General features: G+C 73.5%; 12 protein-coding genes. 7 read left to right on the forward strand and 5 right to left on the reverse strand.

What is annotated here, in order from left to right; genetic code table 11:
• Positions 1-91: 91 nt before the first annotated feature.
• Positions 92-1,243, reverse strand: coding sequence for a polysaccharide pyruvyl transferase family protein (locus ACZ6W9_RS13675; protein ID WP_470117935.1), 1,152 nt, complete (start codon positions 1,241-1,243; stop codon positions 92-94).
• 135 nt (positions 1,244-1,378) lie between these two features.
• Here ACZ6W9_RS13675 and ACZ6W9_RS13680 point away from each other — a divergent pair, with 135 nt between their 5' ends.
• The 3 genes from ACZ6W9_RS13680 (at position 1,379) to ACZ6W9_RS13690 (ending at position 3,848) form a co-directional block, all read left to right on the forward strand.
• The gene (locus ACZ6W9_RS13680) at positions 1,379-2,311 is read left to right on the forward strand and encodes a Ppx/GppA phosphatase family protein (RefSeq protein WP_362938344.1); all 933 of its coding nucleotides are present in this window, start codon (positions 1,379-1,381) and stop codon (positions 2,309-2,311) included.
• A 103-nt stretch (positions 2,312-2,414) separates the two neighbouring features.
• Entirely contained in the window at positions 2,415-3,173 is a 759-nt protein-coding gene (locus ACZ6W9_RS13685) for a DUF1206 domain-containing protein (RefSeq protein WP_362938341.1), read from the forward strand.
• Between the two features lie 231 nt (positions 3,174-3,404).
• Positions 3,405-3,848 (forward strand): ATP-binding protein, encoded by a 444-nt coding sequence (locus ACZ6W9_RS13690; RefSeq protein WP_470117938.1) that lies wholly within the window; start codon positions 3,405-3,407, stop codon positions 3,846-3,848.
• A 113-nt stretch (positions 3,849-3,961) separates the two neighbouring features.
• Here ACZ6W9_RS13690 and ACZ6W9_RS13695 read toward each other — a convergent pair whose 3' ends face one another.
• The 4 genes from ACZ6W9_RS13695 to ACZ6W9_RS13710 all read right to left on the reverse strand — a co-directional run bounded on the left by ACZ6W9_RS13695 (position 3,962) and on the right by ACZ6W9_RS13710 (position 9,636).
• Positions 3,962-4,951 (reverse strand): helix-turn-helix transcriptional regulator, encoded by a 990-nt coding sequence (locus tag ACZ6W9_RS13695; RefSeq protein ID WP_389967529.1) that lies wholly within the window; start codon positions 4,949-4,951, stop codon positions 3,962-3,964.
• 138 nt (positions 4,952-5,089) lie between these two features.
• Positions 5,090-6,358, reverse strand: coding sequence for a M20/M25/M40 family metallo-hydrolase (locus ACZ6W9_RS13700; RefSeq protein WP_362938332.1), 1,269 nt, complete (start codon positions 6,356-6,358; stop codon positions 5,090-5,092).
• Between the two features lie 24 nt (positions 6,359-6,382).
• Positions 6,383-8,380 (reverse strand): S9 family peptidase, encoded by a 1,998-nt coding sequence (locus ACZ6W9_RS13705; protein ID WP_470117940.1) that lies wholly within the window; start codon positions 8,378-8,380, stop codon positions 6,383-6,385.
• A 2-nt stretch (positions 8,381-8,382) separates the two neighbouring features.
• Positions 8,383-9,636: a C39 family peptidase gene (locus tag ACZ6W9_RS13710; RefSeq protein WP_389967566.1), complete on the reverse strand. Its 1,254-nt coding sequence runs from the start codon at positions 9,634-9,636 to the stop codon at positions 8,383-8,385.
• A 335-nt stretch (positions 9,637-9,971) separates the two neighbouring features.
• Between ACZ6W9_RS13710 and ACZ6W9_RS13715 the strand changes: the two genes are divergently transcribed.
• The 4 genes from ACZ6W9_RS13715 to ACZ6W9_RS13730 are packed head-to-tail and all read left to right on the forward strand — an operon-like array spanning position 9,972 to position 14,428.
• The gene (locus ACZ6W9_RS13715; protein ID WP_389967533.1) at positions 9,972-10,991 is read left to right on the forward strand and encodes a substrate-binding domain-containing protein; all 1,020 of its coding nucleotides are present in this window, start codon (positions 9,972-9,974) and stop codon (positions 10,989-10,991) included.
• A 34-nt stretch (positions 10,992-11,025) separates the two neighbouring features.
• Complete coding sequence (locus tag ACZ6W9_RS13720) at positions 11,026-12,564, forward strand: sugar ABC transporter ATP-binding protein (protein WP_470117943.1); 1,539 nt, start codon at positions 11,026-11,028, stop codon at positions 12,562-12,564.
• Entirely contained in the window at positions 12,561-13,586 is a 1,026-nt protein-coding gene (locus ACZ6W9_RS13725; RefSeq protein WP_470117945.1) for an ABC transporter permease, read from the forward strand. The genes ACZ6W9_RS13720 and ACZ6W9_RS13725 overlap by 4 nt, the downstream gene beginning before the upstream one ends.
• A complete protein-coding gene (locus ACZ6W9_RS13730) occupies positions 13,583-14,428 on the forward strand; it encodes an SDR family NAD(P)-dependent oxidoreductase (RefSeq protein ID WP_470117947.1) in 846 nt (281 codons plus the stop codon). The genes ACZ6W9_RS13725 and ACZ6W9_RS13730 overlap by 4 nt, the downstream gene beginning before the upstream one ends.
• Positions 14,429-14,438 lie beyond the last annotated feature (10 nt).

Consider the following 14,438-nt stretch of genomic DNA (forward strand, 5'->3'; position numbering starts at 1 on the left):
GCTACGACAAGCTCGCCGGCCGCTACCTCGCGGGCGTCACCATCGCTTCCCTGCTGCTCTGGCTCCGCCACGCCGAATTATCAGACACGCCTTAGGCCGTCCGGCTCCAGACGGCGGCGTGCGGGGTGAGGCGGTCGAGCTGTTCCAGGAAGTACTCGGCCGTCGTGGCGGCCATGGCGCGCAGGGCCGGGATGCGGGCCTTGATCCGCTCGGTGTGCGCGGGCCGCTCGTCCCACACCCGGTCGACCTCTGCCAGCAGCGGGCCGGCGGCCTCCCTGACCACGCCCCGCAGGGCCGGCGCGCCGATCCGCTGGGCGAAGTCGAAGACCTTCCCCGCGTACGGCAGTGGCAGCAGCGGGACGCCGCGCATCGCGGCGAAGATCAGGAAGTGCAGCCGCATGCCGACGGCGAGGTCCAGGTGCCGGGTCAGGCCGAGGATCTGCCGGGGTCGGTAGTCGCCGTGCAGCACCCGGCAGCGGCCGGCGGCGTTCATGTGGGACACCACGGCGTGGGAGTGCCGGATGTCGTCGCGTTCCATCGGCACGAAGACGACGTCGGCGTCGAGCCGGTTGACCAGGAAGTCCCCGAGGTGCGCGAGCAGTTCGTGGTATCCCTGCACGTCGAGGTGCTCGGCGGCGCAGCCGGGTTCGCGCACGTTCATGCCGACGAGCCGCGTGCCCTCCCTGATGCCCTCGGAGCGCAGCATGTCCCGGCCGAACGGCTCGGGTTCGAGCAGCAGGGCGGGGTCGGCGGTGACGATGATCGGGGACATCACACCGGCCTCCTCCAGTGCCAGCCGGGACTCCTCGTCGCGGACGGTGACGGCGACGGCGGAGGTCAGGGTCTCCCGCGTCATCGTGCAGTCGGTGCGGGTGGTGAGCGGTCCGGCTCCCAGGGCGTAGGTGAAGACGGGGACGTCCCGTTCCAGGGCTAGCTGGGCCACCCGCAGGTAGCGGCGGGCCTCGGTGTCGTAGAGGATGCCGCCGCCGCCGAGGACCAGCATGTCCAGGCGGGCGATGACCTGGGAGACGGGTTCGCGGCTCATCCCCTCCCATCCGGTCACCTCGACGCCGGGGTAGTGGGCGTGCGTGTAGCCGGGGCAGCGGGAGAAGACCAGGGGGGTCACGTCGGGACGTTCCCGGCGGATGCCGTCGAGGATGCTGGTCAGGATGGCCTCGTCCCCGAGGTTGCGGCCGCCGTACGAGCCGAGGATGCCCACGGTCGGCCCCCGAGCATCGTTCATATTTATCCCTTCTTTCATCATTTAGGGATTTATGTCCTTTTTCAACGTGAGTACCCCGTGCGGAGGACCGTTACGCCCTGCCGGGGGAGACTCCGTACGGCCCGGCGAGGGGACGAACAGTAGTAATTTCATCCCATGCGACTGGGCGTTCTCGACATCGGTTCCAACACGGTGCACCTGCTGGTGATGGACGCCCATCGGGGCGCCAGGCCGCTGCCCGCCTACTCCCACAAGGAGGAGCTGCGGCTCGCCGAGCACATGGAGGACGGCGAGCGGCTGTCGGAGGCCGGGGCCGAGCGGCTGCTCAAGTGCGTCGAGCACGCCGTGCGGATCGCCGAGGACAAGGGCGTCGAGGACCTCATGGCCTTCGCGACCTCCGCCGTCCGGGAGGCCGCCAACGGCGAGGAGGTCCTCGGGCGGGTCAGGGCCGCCACCGGGGTGGGTCTCGAGGTGCTGTCCGGCCAGGACGAGGCGAGGCTGACGTTCCTCGCGGTGCGGCGCTGGTTCGGCTGGTCCTCCGGCCGGCTGCTGGTGCTGGACATCGGCGGCGGGTCGCTGGAGATCGCCTCGGGGATCGACGAGCAGCCGGACGTCGCGGTCTCGCTGCCGCTGGGCGCCGGGCGGCTCACCCGCGGCCGGTTCACCGCCGACCCGCCCCCGCCCGCCGAGGCGCGGGAGCTGCGCCGGCACGTGCGGGCGGAGATCGCCCGGGTCGTGGCCGCTGCCACCCGGTACGGCCGGCCCGACCACGCGGTGGCCACCTCCAAGACCTTCCGCCAGCTCGCGAGGATCGCCGGGGCCGCGCCCTCCACCGAGGGGCTCGGCGTCCGCCGGGTGCTCAGGCACGCCGACCTGGTGGAATGGGTGGGACGGCTGGTCGCGATGAGCGCGCGCGAGCGGGCGGCGCTGCCCGGGGTGTCCGAGGGGCGGGCGCCCCAGCTCCCGGCCGGGGCGATCGTCGCCGACGCGGCGATGGACCTCCTGGGCGTCGGCGAACTTGAGGTATGCCCGTGGGCGCTGCGCGAGGGCGTCATCCTCCGGCGGCTGGACGCGATGCCGGAAAGCTGAGGGTGGAGTTTACTCTCCCTTTGACCGGTAAGAGCGAATGAGTATGAACAGCGCTCAGGCAGAGGTGGAAGGCGCCGCGCACAGGGCGGCGAACAGTCGGACGTTGGAGAGGCTGACCCGGCTCGGACTGGCCTGTCGTGGCGTCCTCTACGGACTGATCGGTTTCCTGGCCCTGCAGATCGCCTTCGAGGGCGGCAGCGGGGGCAAGGAGGCCGACAAGACCGGCGCGATCGAGACGGTGGCCGAGCAGCCCTTCGGCACGGTGCTGCTCTGGCTGATGGTCGCCGGCTTCGTCGCGCTGACCCTCTGGCAGCTGTCGGAGGCCGTCATCGGCCGCGGCGAGACCAAGGACCGCGTCGAGTCGGTCGCGCGCACGGTGGTCTACGGGCTCATCGTGGCGGCACTGGTCAGCACGCTGCTGAAGGGAGACCCGGGAAGCTCGACCGACAAGAGCTCCCACGACCTGACCGCCAAGGCGATGGACCTGCCCGGCGGGCAGTTCCTGGTCGGCCTGGCGGGGCTCGGGCTGATCGCCCTCGGCGCGTACTGGGCGTACCGGGGATGGAAGAAGAAGTTCCTCAAGAACATGCGCACCGGTGAGATGCCGCCGAAGGTGCGGAACCTGGCCGAGAAGCTCGGCATGGCCGGCTACATCGCCCGGGGTGTGATCGCCGCGGTCGCCGGCGTCTTCGTCATCCAGGCCGCGGTCACCTACGACCCGGACAAGGCCAAGGGGATGGACTCGACGCTGCGCGCCCTGGCCGACGCCCCCGCGGGCCCGTGGCTGCTCGCCCTCATCGCGATCGGCCTGCTCCTCTTCGCGGTCTACTGCTTCTTCGAGGCGCGCTGGCACCGGGTGTAGCGCGGCGGACGCCGGGCGGGGAGCGCGCCACCGGCGTTTTCCCCGGAAGGCCGCATCCGTCTGGGACGGATGCGGCCTTCTGGTGTCCGGGAGGCGGCCATGCAGGCGGCGGCCCTCCTGGCAAGCCCGACCTGACTGTCCGGTGGGCCATCGGATTCCTACTTTTGTGAGACATCTCCCTCTTGGAGCGTCGCGTCCTCTCAGTGCGCGGACCACCTCGGAGGGGGCCAGATGGACGTCTCATCGGAGTACGACGGCGGCGAATGGGTTCTCCGCCTGGCGGGTTCTCCCGACCAGGTGGTGCGGGCACGCCGCCTGGTGTCGGTCACGCTCGGGCGCGACCACCCGCTCCACGACGACTGCGTGCTGCTGACCAGCGAGCTCGCCACCAACGCGATCGTCCACTCCCGGTCGGGGAGCGGCGGGGCGTTCACCGTCACCGTCGTCTGCTCCGCCTCGGGAGTGCGGGTCTGCGTCCAGGACGAGGGGTCGGCGGCGGCGCCGTGCGTGTGCCGCGCCCCGGCCGACGCCACCGGCGGCCGCGGCCTGCCGCTGGTGGAGGCGCTGGCGCACCGCTGGGGCCTGGTCAGGGAGGCCGGGTCCAACCGGGTCTGGTTCGAGCTCGTGCTGGAGCCGGCCGCGGTGCCCGAGCCCCGGCTGGCCGGCGTCCGCTGACCTCGACGGCCGCCCGGCGAAGGCGCGGCCGGCGGCCCGGATCTCACACGGGCGCCCCGCCCCCGGCCCTCACGCGGACGGCCGTTCCGCACCCCGCGCGGCCACCCCGGCCGTCACACGGACAGCCGGCACAGCCCCTCGGCCAGGGCCCTGGTGGTCAGCCGGGTCCGGCTCTCGCAGCCCAGCTTGGCGAAGATGTGCTCCAGGTGGGTGGTGACGGTGCGGACGCTCAGCACCAGCGCCGCCGCGATCTGCGGGTTGGAGTCGCCGAGGGCGACCCGGGTGATCACCTCGACCTCCCGCGCGGTCAGCTCGTATGGCGGCGCGCACGGCCGCTCGGCGATCACCGCCCCCTGGAGGGCGCCGTGCGGCCCGACCCCGGCGCGCATCAGCCGTACCTCGTGCCAGCATCCGGTGGCGTCGAGCCAGAGGCCCCGCCGGTTGAGCTCACGCGAGTCGATGAACTCCCGGGCGAGCCCGGCCATGGCGGGCTCGGCGGCGACGGCCGCCGAGTGCGGGGCGCCGGCGACGTCCCGGCGGTCGCCGTTGCGGTCGAACGCCGCCGCGCGGAAGCCCGGCGGCACGCCGACCGGGTTGACCACGCAGCGGCTCAGGTCGGTGACGTGGGCCAGGACGGGGGAGACGGCGCCGATCAGCGTGCCGGTCCCGGAGGGGAAGGCGGCGGGGTCGCGGGCGTTCAGGTGGAGCAGGCCGGTGTACCGGCCGTCTCCGCCGCCCTCCGCCAGGAACAGGGGCGCGGTCAGCCCGGAGCGCCAGCCGTACGGTTCCAGGTGGCGGCGGAAGTAGCGCTCGGTGCCGGGGGCGCCCATCGGCAGCGGCGTCCGCAGGTCCATGGCCCGGCGGTAGGGGGCGAGACGGGCGTACTCCTCCGCGGCGTCGTCGTCCGTCCGGGGGTGGCCGCCTGCGACCAGGCTGCGGTGCCGGCCGGTCACGGGGTCGTAGGCGACGAACTCGTAGGCGTCCAGGGGGACGACCTCGCGCAGGGCGCGCATCGCGCCGGCCGCGCCACCGCGCCCGGCGATCTGGAAGCCCACTTCGGTGAACGCGTGGAGGTGGCGCGGGCTCAGGGTGATCTGATCCATGTCTCCTCCACGCACAGACTGCCGCAAACCAACCTAAATAGGAAGTACGTAAGTTATCTGATGCGTCTTCTGCGCCCTTCTGAGCTGTTCCGGCCGCGCACCGGGCCCCGGAGGCGCTCCCGGTGCGCGGCCGGACGGTCAGGCGGCCAGCAGGCGGTCCAGGACGCGGACGCCGAACTCCAGGCCCTCGACGGGGACGCGCTCGTCCACGCCGTGGAACATGCCGTAGTAGTCGAGGTCGGGGGAGAGCATCAGGGGCGCGAAGCCGTACCCCCTGATGCCGATGTCGGCGAAGGACTTGGCGTCCGTGCCGCCCGACATCACGTACGGCACCGGCCGCGCCGCCGGGTCCTCGGCGACGAGCGCCTCGCAGAGCCGGTCGAAGAACGGCGAGTCCACCGGCGCGGAGGGGGCGTCCTCGAAGCTGACGAACTCGCGGGTGACCTTCGGGCCGAGCAGCCGGTCGATCGTCTCCAGGAACTCCTCCCGGTATCCGGGCAGGAAGCGGCCGTCCACGTGCGCGCTCGCGGTGCCGGGGATCACGTTGACCTTGTAACCGGCCTCCAGCATGGTCGGGTTCGCCGAGTTGCGGATCTGCGCCGCGAACAGCGCGCCGACCGAGCCCAGCCGGTCGGCCTCCTCCTCCAGCCGGTCGAGGTCGATCGGCTCGCCCAGGATGTCGCCCAGCTCGGTGAGCAGCGCCGCCACCCCCGGGGTGAGCCGCACCGGCCAGCGGTGGGCGGCGATCCTGGACAGCGCGTGGCACAACTCGGCCACGGCGTTGTCCTTGGGCGGCTTGGAACCGTGGCCGGCGACGCCGGTCGCGGTGAGCCTCATCCACGCGGTGCCGCGCTCGCCCACCGCGACCGGGTAGATCCGCGCCCCGGAGGGGGCCTGGACGCTGTAGCCGCCGGACTCGCTGATCGCCTCGGTGCAGCCCTCGAACAGCTCCCGGTGCCGGGTGGCCGCGTAGCGCGCGCCGTACTCGCCGGTGGCCTCCTCGTCGGCCAGGAAGGCGAGCACGAGGTCCCGCTTCGGCCGCACGCCGCGCCGGGCCCAGTCGCGGACCAGGGCGAGCGTCATGGAGACCGTGCCCTTCATGTCCACCGCGCCCCGCCCCCAGACGCAGCCGTCGGCGACCTCTCCGGAGAAGGGGTGGACCCGCCAGTCGGCCGGTTCGGCCGGGACCACGTCCAGGTGGCCGTGGATCAGCAGGGCCTCGGGCGAGTCGCCCGGGATGCGGGCGACCACGCTGGTACGGCGCTCGGCCGACTCGAACACCACCGGCTCGACGCCGGCGTCGGTCAGCAGCTCGGCGACGTGCTCGGCCGCCGGGCGCTCGCCCGAGCCGGGGTTGGTGGTGTCGAACCTGATCAGGTCCGAGCAGATCTGGGCGACCTCGTTCATCGAAAAAACTCCCCCGAAAGTGGATTATTGGTGCATACCCTTAAGTGCCAGGGGCGGCACCTCGGGTGTCGGGAAGCCGAAGATCAGGCCGTAGAAGGCCAGCTCCGCCTCCAGGGCGGCGACGATCGTCTCCTCGCGGCGCCAGCCGTGCTGCTCGCCGGGGAAGGTGATGTACGCCCACGGCGTGCCCGCGCGGTCCAGCGCCGCGACGAACCGCTCGGCCTGGACCGGGTCGACGATCGCGTCCTCCAGGCCGTGCATGAGCAGCGCCGGGCCGGAGGCGCGGTCCGCGTGCAGCGTGGGGGAGCGGTCCAGGTAGCGCTGCCGGGTCTCGGGCAGCGGGCCGATCAGCCCGTCCAGGTAGCGCGACTCGAAGTCGTGGGTCTCGGCCGCCCAGCCCTCCGGGTCGGTGATCGCGTAGTGGGCCACCGCGCCCCGGAACACCGTGCTGTGCACCAGCGCGGCCGTCGACGTCCAGCCGCCCGCGCTGCCGCCCCGGATCGCGACCCTGTCCGGGTCGGCCTTCCCCGCGGCGACCAGGCCGCGCGCCACGGTCTCGCAGTCGCGCACGTCCACCACGCCCCACCCGCCGCGCAGCCGCTCGCGGTAGGCGCGGCCGTACCCGGTGGAGCCGCCGTAGTTCACGTCGGCCACGCCGATGCCCCGGCTGGTGAAGTAGGCGATCTCCAGGTCCAGGACCATGGTGCTCGCGCTGGTCGGGCCGCCGTGCACGAAGACCACGTAGGGGGCGGGCCCGGTGACGCCGCGCGGCGGGTACACGTGCGCGTGCACGCCGTCGAACGTCACCGCCTCCGGCTCCGGCAGCACCTCGCGCGGCGGCAGCTCCTTGCGCGCCGACAGCACCTCGTGCCCGCCGGTCCGCAGGTCCACCCGGAAGATCTCGAACGGCGTGTACGGCGAGGCCGCCACGCCCGCCACCACGTCGCCCGAGGCCGAGACGGTGGGGTTCCAGTAGGTCGGCGGCGCCTCGACGTCCTCGATCCGCCCCGTCTCCGGGTCCAGCACGCCGAGGCGGCGGCGGGCCGGGGTGCCGTGCAGCAGGACGATCCGGTCGCCCGCGAGCGCGAAGCAGGTGTTGCCCAGCCGCCACGGCGCGTCGCCGCACTCCTCTTCGAGCGGGGCGAGGTTGCGCGGCTCTCTGCCGTCCAGCGGCACCAGGTGCAGGTTCCACCAGCCGTCGCGGTCGGTCAGCGCGTACAGGGCGCCGTCGTCGCGCCACTCGGCCTGGACCACCGACTCCTCGGGCCCGCCCGTCACGACCCGGTACGGCCCGGCCGTACCGGCGGCGCCCAGCGGGGCCACGCACAGCTCGGTGCCGTCCCACGGCATGTTCGGGTGGTCCCAGCCGATCCAGGCGACGTGCGTGCCGCCGGGGGACAGGCGCGGGTTCGCCAGGAAGTGCTGGGCGGAGGCGATCACCCGCACCGGGTCGCCGTCCAGCGGGACCGCCACCAGGTCGCGGCGGGGCCCGGCCGCGGCCCCCTCCGCGGGACCGGGCACGGGGTCCGCACCGGAATCGGTGCCGGTGCCGGTGCCGGTGCCGGTGCTCGTGCCTTTGTCGGTCCCGGGTCCGGCGGACGGCCCGGCGGGGTGCGTCTCGCGCACGGCCCACACCTCGGCGCGCCCCGGCGGCAGGTACAGGTCGCCGTAGCGGGCGCCGTCGCCGGGGGTCAGCGGCACCGGGGCGGCGGCGTCCGGCGCGGTTCGCCCGCCGTACCGGTAGATCCGCTGGTCGGACCAATCGGTGAACACCACGCCGCCGTCCGGCAGCGGCCGCCAGGAGCGCCCGCCGTACTCGATGAGACGGTTGCGGGAGTTCCAGCCCTGGGGGATCGCGTCGCGCGGCACGCCGTCCGGGCCGCGCCGGACCACGCACCTGCGCCCGCCCTCGTGCGGACGCGGCTCGTCCCACCACACCTCCTCCCCGGAGATCTCGACCCAGAGGGGACGGTCGTCCACCCGGGCCACGTCGACGGGGCGGATGGGAGAGTCGTTCAGCATGATCACCAATTGCCGTCGGAAGGGGGCAGGGAGAAGCCGGGCGGGTGGATCACGTGCGCGATCCCCCCGCTGCCGGACGAGCGGAGCCAGACGTCGCCGAACGCGGCCCGCGGGTAGACCCGGCGCACCTCGTGGTCGCCGGGGGCGGCGGGGTCGTTGACGATCACGTCGCCGTCCGCGGTGAATCCGGCGACGACCATGATGTGGCCGCCGGTGGAGTAGCCGGAGCCGGGCAGCTCGTGCTCCCGGAACGACTGCGAGGTGATGACCGGGATCCCCGCGCGGACCAGGCGTTCCAGCTCGGCGAGTGAGCGCAGCCGGGTGACGAACCCGGTGAGGCCGTAGCGGCCGGCGTAGGCGACGCCGAACGGCCAGTTGCCGGTGCCCTGGTAGCCGTGGTCGTACATGCCGCGGGCGGCGTGGTCCACGGCCGGGCACGGGTCGTCCGGCGGGACCCAGTCCAGATCGGCGGCGGCGGGCCCGCGGCCCCAGTAGGCGAGCACCATGCTCGTCGAGGCGGGGGCGCACCAGTTGGCCCCGCCGCCGTCCCACTGCGGGAAGTGCCCGGCGTGGACCTTCTGCGACCGGCACGGCACGTCCAGCTCGACGTGCCCGGCCGGCACGGTCCCGGCGTCCGCGGTCCGGGCGTCCGCGGTCCGGGCGTCCGCGGCTCCGGCCGCGGTGGGGGCCCGATGACCGGCGCCGGCGCGGGGGGCCGCGTGGACGGCACCCAAGGGAGCGGCGTGGACGGCGTCCGAGGAGTCAGTGTGGACGGCGTCCGGAGGAGCGGCGTCCGCCGGGGCCGAGGCCATCACCGCGGTCCCGTGGACCCGCGCGCCCGAGCCGTACAGGGTGAACCTGAGCCTGTAGGCCGTCACCGGGCGGGCCGCCACGTAGGTGTCCACGGCGACGTCGCCGTGCTCGTCGCCCTGTCCGGGCAGGGAGGTGCGGTGGATGTCGCCGTCCTCCTCGGCCCAGCGGCCCATCACGTACCAGCGGGTCAGGTCGCCCGACGCGGTGCGGGCCCGCAGCTCGACCTGGATCCACGACCCCGGCGGGGCGCTCGCCGTCCACGACGGCACCAGCTCGGCGGCGGGGAAGCCGATCGGCGTCTCCTCGCCGGTCCAGCGGGCGTACTTCCAGGTCGTGACGGCGTCGCCGAACGGGTCGCGGTGGTCGGCCAGGCCGATCTCCTGGGGCTCCACGTCCGCCCGCCGGTGCAGGGCGACGCGGCGCGCGCCGGCGGAGGAGGACATGGTCACGCCGCCCAGTGTTGCCGCTGGGGCGGGTGCGGCGCATCGGATGGTTTACGTATCGCGGGCGCGCTTCCGGTCCGCGCGTCACGGAGCCGTGTGACGCGGGCGCGCTCCCGATCCGCACGCCGGCGGCACGTCCCCCGGGTTCATGTGCCGCCGGCGTTCCCCCGTCCGGCGGGTGCGCTCCGGGTCCGCACGTCGCGGATCCGGGCTTGGGCCCGTCACCGGATCCCTCCTCACCGCTTTACAAGCTCTCCTGTGCTGTGTATTAAATACTATTTAATGTTCGCCACCCGCCGAGGACGGGTGGACATCGGTGGAAGGAACCGCGCCCCATGACCCATGTGCGGATGCGCCTGATCGGCATCACCTTCGGTCTCCTGGCCCTCGCCGCGGGCACCGTCTCCTGCTCCTCCGGGCAGGAGACGGCCTCCGGCGAGACCACGGTCAAGAAGGACGGGACCGTGAAGATCGCCTATATCCAGAAGCAGGGAGACCAGCAGTACTTCGTCGACCAGGCGAACGGCGCCAAGGAGGCCGCCAAGGGGCTCGGCGCCCAGGTCACCGTGTTCGACGTCGGCGAGGACGCCGACAAGGCGATCAGCGCGATCGACACCGCGATCGCCCAGAAGTTCGACGCCATCGCCGTCGTCGTCCCCGACCAGCAGATCGGCCCCCAGGTCATCGACCGGGCCCGCGCCGCCGGGATCCCGCTGCTGGCCTCCGACGACGTCATCAAGGACGGCTCCGGCAAGGAGGCCCCGTTCGTCGGATTCGACGGCACGATGATGGGCGAGCAGGTCGGCAAGAAGGCCGCCGAGCTGTTCAAGGAGTCCGGCTGGAAGCCGGAGGAGACCGCGGTGCTCAGCGTCACCAAGCTGGACCTGTCGGTCTGCCAGGACCGGGTCGGCGGCGCCTGGGACGCCTTCCAGAAGGAGGGCGTCACCGGCGTGAAGAAGATCGACCTCGGCGCCGACAACACCGTGACCGGGGCCCAGGACAAGGCCGCGGCCACCGTCACCGCCAACGCCTCCGTCAAGCACTGGGTGGTCTGGGGCTGCAACGACGAGAGCGAGACCGGAGCGGTGACCGCGCTGGCCAACGCCGGGTTCGGCGCGAAGGACGTCATCGGCGTCGGCCTGGGCGCCTATCTGACCTGCAAGGACTGGAAGGCCGGCAAGGAGAGCGGCAACCGCGCGGCGCTGTTCATCAGCGGCACCGAGGTCGGCAGGTCCGCCGCCGGGGCGCTGGTGAAGAAGGTCCGCGGCGAGGCCGAGCTTCCCCCCAGGACCATCGCCAAGACGGAGATGGTCGACGCGGGCACCTGGCAGCAGGCCGGCGTGGTCTGCACCTGACCGGCACGACGCGGTACGACGTGGGAAGACGGCCATGACATCGACCATGAAACCGGCCACGGGCGGCCCGGCCCTCCGCGTGGAGGGCCTGGGCAAGCGGTTCGGCGCCGTGCGGGCGCTGGAGGACGTGACGCTCGACGTCCGGCCCGGCGAGGTGCTCGCCCTGATGGGCGAGAACGGCGCGGGCAAGTCGACGCTACTGAAGATCATCACCGGTGACCACCGGCCGGACGACGGCCGGCTGCTCCTCGGCGGGAAGGAGGTCTCCTTCGGCTCCCCGGCCGACGCGCGCCGCGCCGGGGTGCGGGTCATCGCCCAGGAACCCGAGATCATCCCGCACGTCTCGGTCGCCGAGAACGTCCACGTCGGCGCCCTGACGGCCAAGGGCCGCCTGTTCAGCCACCGGGCGCTGGCCGAGCGGACCCGTGCCGACCTGGAGCGGCTCGGCTTCGCCGGGGCGATCGACCCCGGCTGCCCGGGGGAGCGGCTGTCGCCGGCCCAGCGTCAGCTCGTGGAGATCCTGCGCGCCCTCACCGGCGAGGTGCGGGTCCTGGCCTTCGACGAGCCGACCTCCTCGCTCTCCGACCACGAGGTGTCGGCGCTGTTCGCGCTGATCCGCAGGCTGCGGGACCAGGGCGTCGCGATCGTCTACGTCTCGCACCGCATGCAGGAGATCCTCAGGCTGGCCGACCGCGTCGCCGTGCTGCGGGACGGCCGCCTGGCCGGCGTGCGCCCCGCGGCGGAGACCGGCGAGGACGAGCTCGTCCGGATGATGGTCGGCCGCGATCTGTCCGCCATGTTCCAGCGGGAGCGCAACCGGCCCGGCGAGCCCGTGCTCACCCTGAACGGCGTCACGACCGACGACGTCACCGACGTCTCCTTCGAGGTGCGCGCCGGGGAGGTCGTCGGGCTCGCCGGCCTGGTCGGCGCCGGGCGCAGCGAGCTGGCCCGCGCCGTCGTCGGCGACCTGCCGATCCGCTCCGGCGAGGTGCTGCTGGAGGGCCGCCGGCTGCGGCCGCGCTCCCCGTCCGACACGGTGCGCGCCGGGATCGGGCTGGCCCCCGAGGAACGCAAGGCCCAGGCGCTGCTGCTGCACCGCTCCGTCCGCGACAACGTCTCACTGGCCGTGCTGGACCGGCTGAGCCGGTTCCGCCTGGTACGGCGGGCCGCCGAGCGGGCGTTGGTGCGCGAGTACGCCGACCGGCTGCGCGTCAAGGCGCCGTCCGTGGAGACGGAGGTGCGCCGCCTGTCCGGCGGCAACCAGCAGAAGGTCGTCCTGGCGCGCTGGCTGGCGAGGAGGCCCAAGGTGCTCATCCTCGACGAGCCGACCCGCGGCGTCGACGTCGGCGCCAAGGCGGAGATCTACTCCATCATCGACCGGCTGGCGGCGGACGGCGTCGCCGTGCTCGTCATCAGTTCGGAACTACCCGAGGTGCTCGGCCTGGCCGACCGGATCGTCGTCATGCAGAACGGCCGCGTCACCGGAGAGCTGGACCGGCGCCAGGCCGGCGAGGAGCAGGTGCTCGCCCTCGCCATGGCCGACCAGATCACCAGTGAGGGAGCGGGGCAGTGAGTCAGACCCGGGTGGAGGCGCCCATCGCGGCGCCGGAACGGCGTTCGGCGGTGCGCCGGGTGCTCGACGGCGCGGGCGTGCAGAACATCAGCCTTCTCATCGCGCTCGTGCTGCTCGTCGCGCTGATCGGCGCCCGCGAGCCGGTGTTCTTCGGCACCGCCAACCTCAAGACGATCGGCACCGCCGTGGCGATCTCCGGTCTGCTGGCCATCGGCCAGACCATGGTGATCATCCTCGGCGCCCTGGACATCTCCGTCGGTTCCGTCGCGGGCCTGGCGTCCGTCGCCTCAGCGATGATCTTCACAGCGACCACCGGGAGCGCCCCGCTCGGCATCCTGGGCGCCCTCGTGATCGGCGCGCTGTGCGGGCTGGTCAACGGGTGCGTCATCGTCTACGGCCGGGTCAACCCGGTGATCGCCACGCTGGCCACCCTGGCCGCGTTCAAGGGCGTGGCGCAGCTCGTCTCCAACGGCCGCGCGCAGGGCTACACCGGGAGCGACCCGGTCTTCGTCTTCCTCGCCCGGGGAGCCGTCGCCGGGATCCCGACGCTCATCTGGGTGCTGATCATCGTGGCGCTGGCCGTACACGTGCTGCTGAAGTACACCGACATCGGCCGCAACATCTACGCGATCGGCGGCAACGACATCGCGGCCCGGCTGGCCGGGATCAACATCAACCGCTACATCCTGGGCGTCTACCTGGCGACCGGCGTCATCGCCGCCCTGGGCGGCGTGCTGATCACCGCCAGGACCGGCTCGGGCCAGCCGATCTCCGGCTCCGAGGGACTGGAGCTGGAGGCGATCACCGCCGCGGCGCTCGGCGGCTGCGCCATGCGCGGCGGCAAGGGCGCGGTCAGCGGCACCCTGCTGGCCGTGGTGCTGCTCGGCGTGCTCACCAACGGCATGACGCTGCTGGGCATCAACCCCTTCTGGCAGAACGTCGCCAAGGGCCTCCTGCTGGTCGTGGCCGTGGTCATCCAGCAGGTCCGCAGCGGCGAGCGCCGCGTGGGACTCCCGGCGTGAGCGGCCCGGCCCCCGGGGCGGGCGGCCCGGTCCCCGGGACGAACGGCCCGGCCTCCGGCGTGGACGGTCCTGCCTCCGGGACGGACGGGACCTCCGGCGCGGGCGGGCGTTTCGAGGGCAAGGCCGCCGTCGTCACCGGCGGCGCCCGCGGCATCGGCGCCGCCGTCGTGCGGCGCCTGGCCGCCGAGGGCGCCTCGGTGGTCGTCGCCGACGTCGACGACGAGGCCGGCGGGCGGCTCGCCGCCGCGACGCCGCGGACCCGCCACGCCCGCTGCGACGTCTCCTCACCCGAGGACTGGCGGGCGCTGCGCGAACTGGTCCTGGACCTCCACGGCCGCCTGGACGTGCTGGTCGGCAACGCCTACACGCTGCGCGCGGGAGCCGCCCACGAGGTGGGCCTGGCGGACTGGAACGCCCAGCTCGCCGTCAACCTCACCGGCCTCTACCTCGGCGTCGCCGCCTTCGCCGGGGAGCTGCGCCGCTCGCGCGGCGCGGTCGTCGCCGTCTCCAGCGTGCACGCCAACTTCGGCCTGCCCGGCCGTCCCGCCTACGCCGCCTCCAAGGGCGGCCTGCTGTCCCTGTCCCGCCAGCTCGCGGTGGAGTACGGGCCCGAGGTCCGGGTCAACGCCGTACTGCCGGGCCCCGTCCTCACCGCCGCCTGGGACGGCGTCGACGAGGCCGGCCGGGAGCGCAGCGCCCGCGCCACGGCCGCCGGACGGCTCGGCGCGCCCGAGGAGGTGGCGGCCGCGGTGGCGTTCCTCGCCAGTGACGAGGCCTCCTACGTCACCGGCGCCTCGCTGACCGTCGACGGCGGCTGGAGCGTCGTCAAGGACTCGGACTGATCGAAGGACC

It is taken from the genome of Streptosporangium sp. NPDC053982, assembly GCF_055585205.1.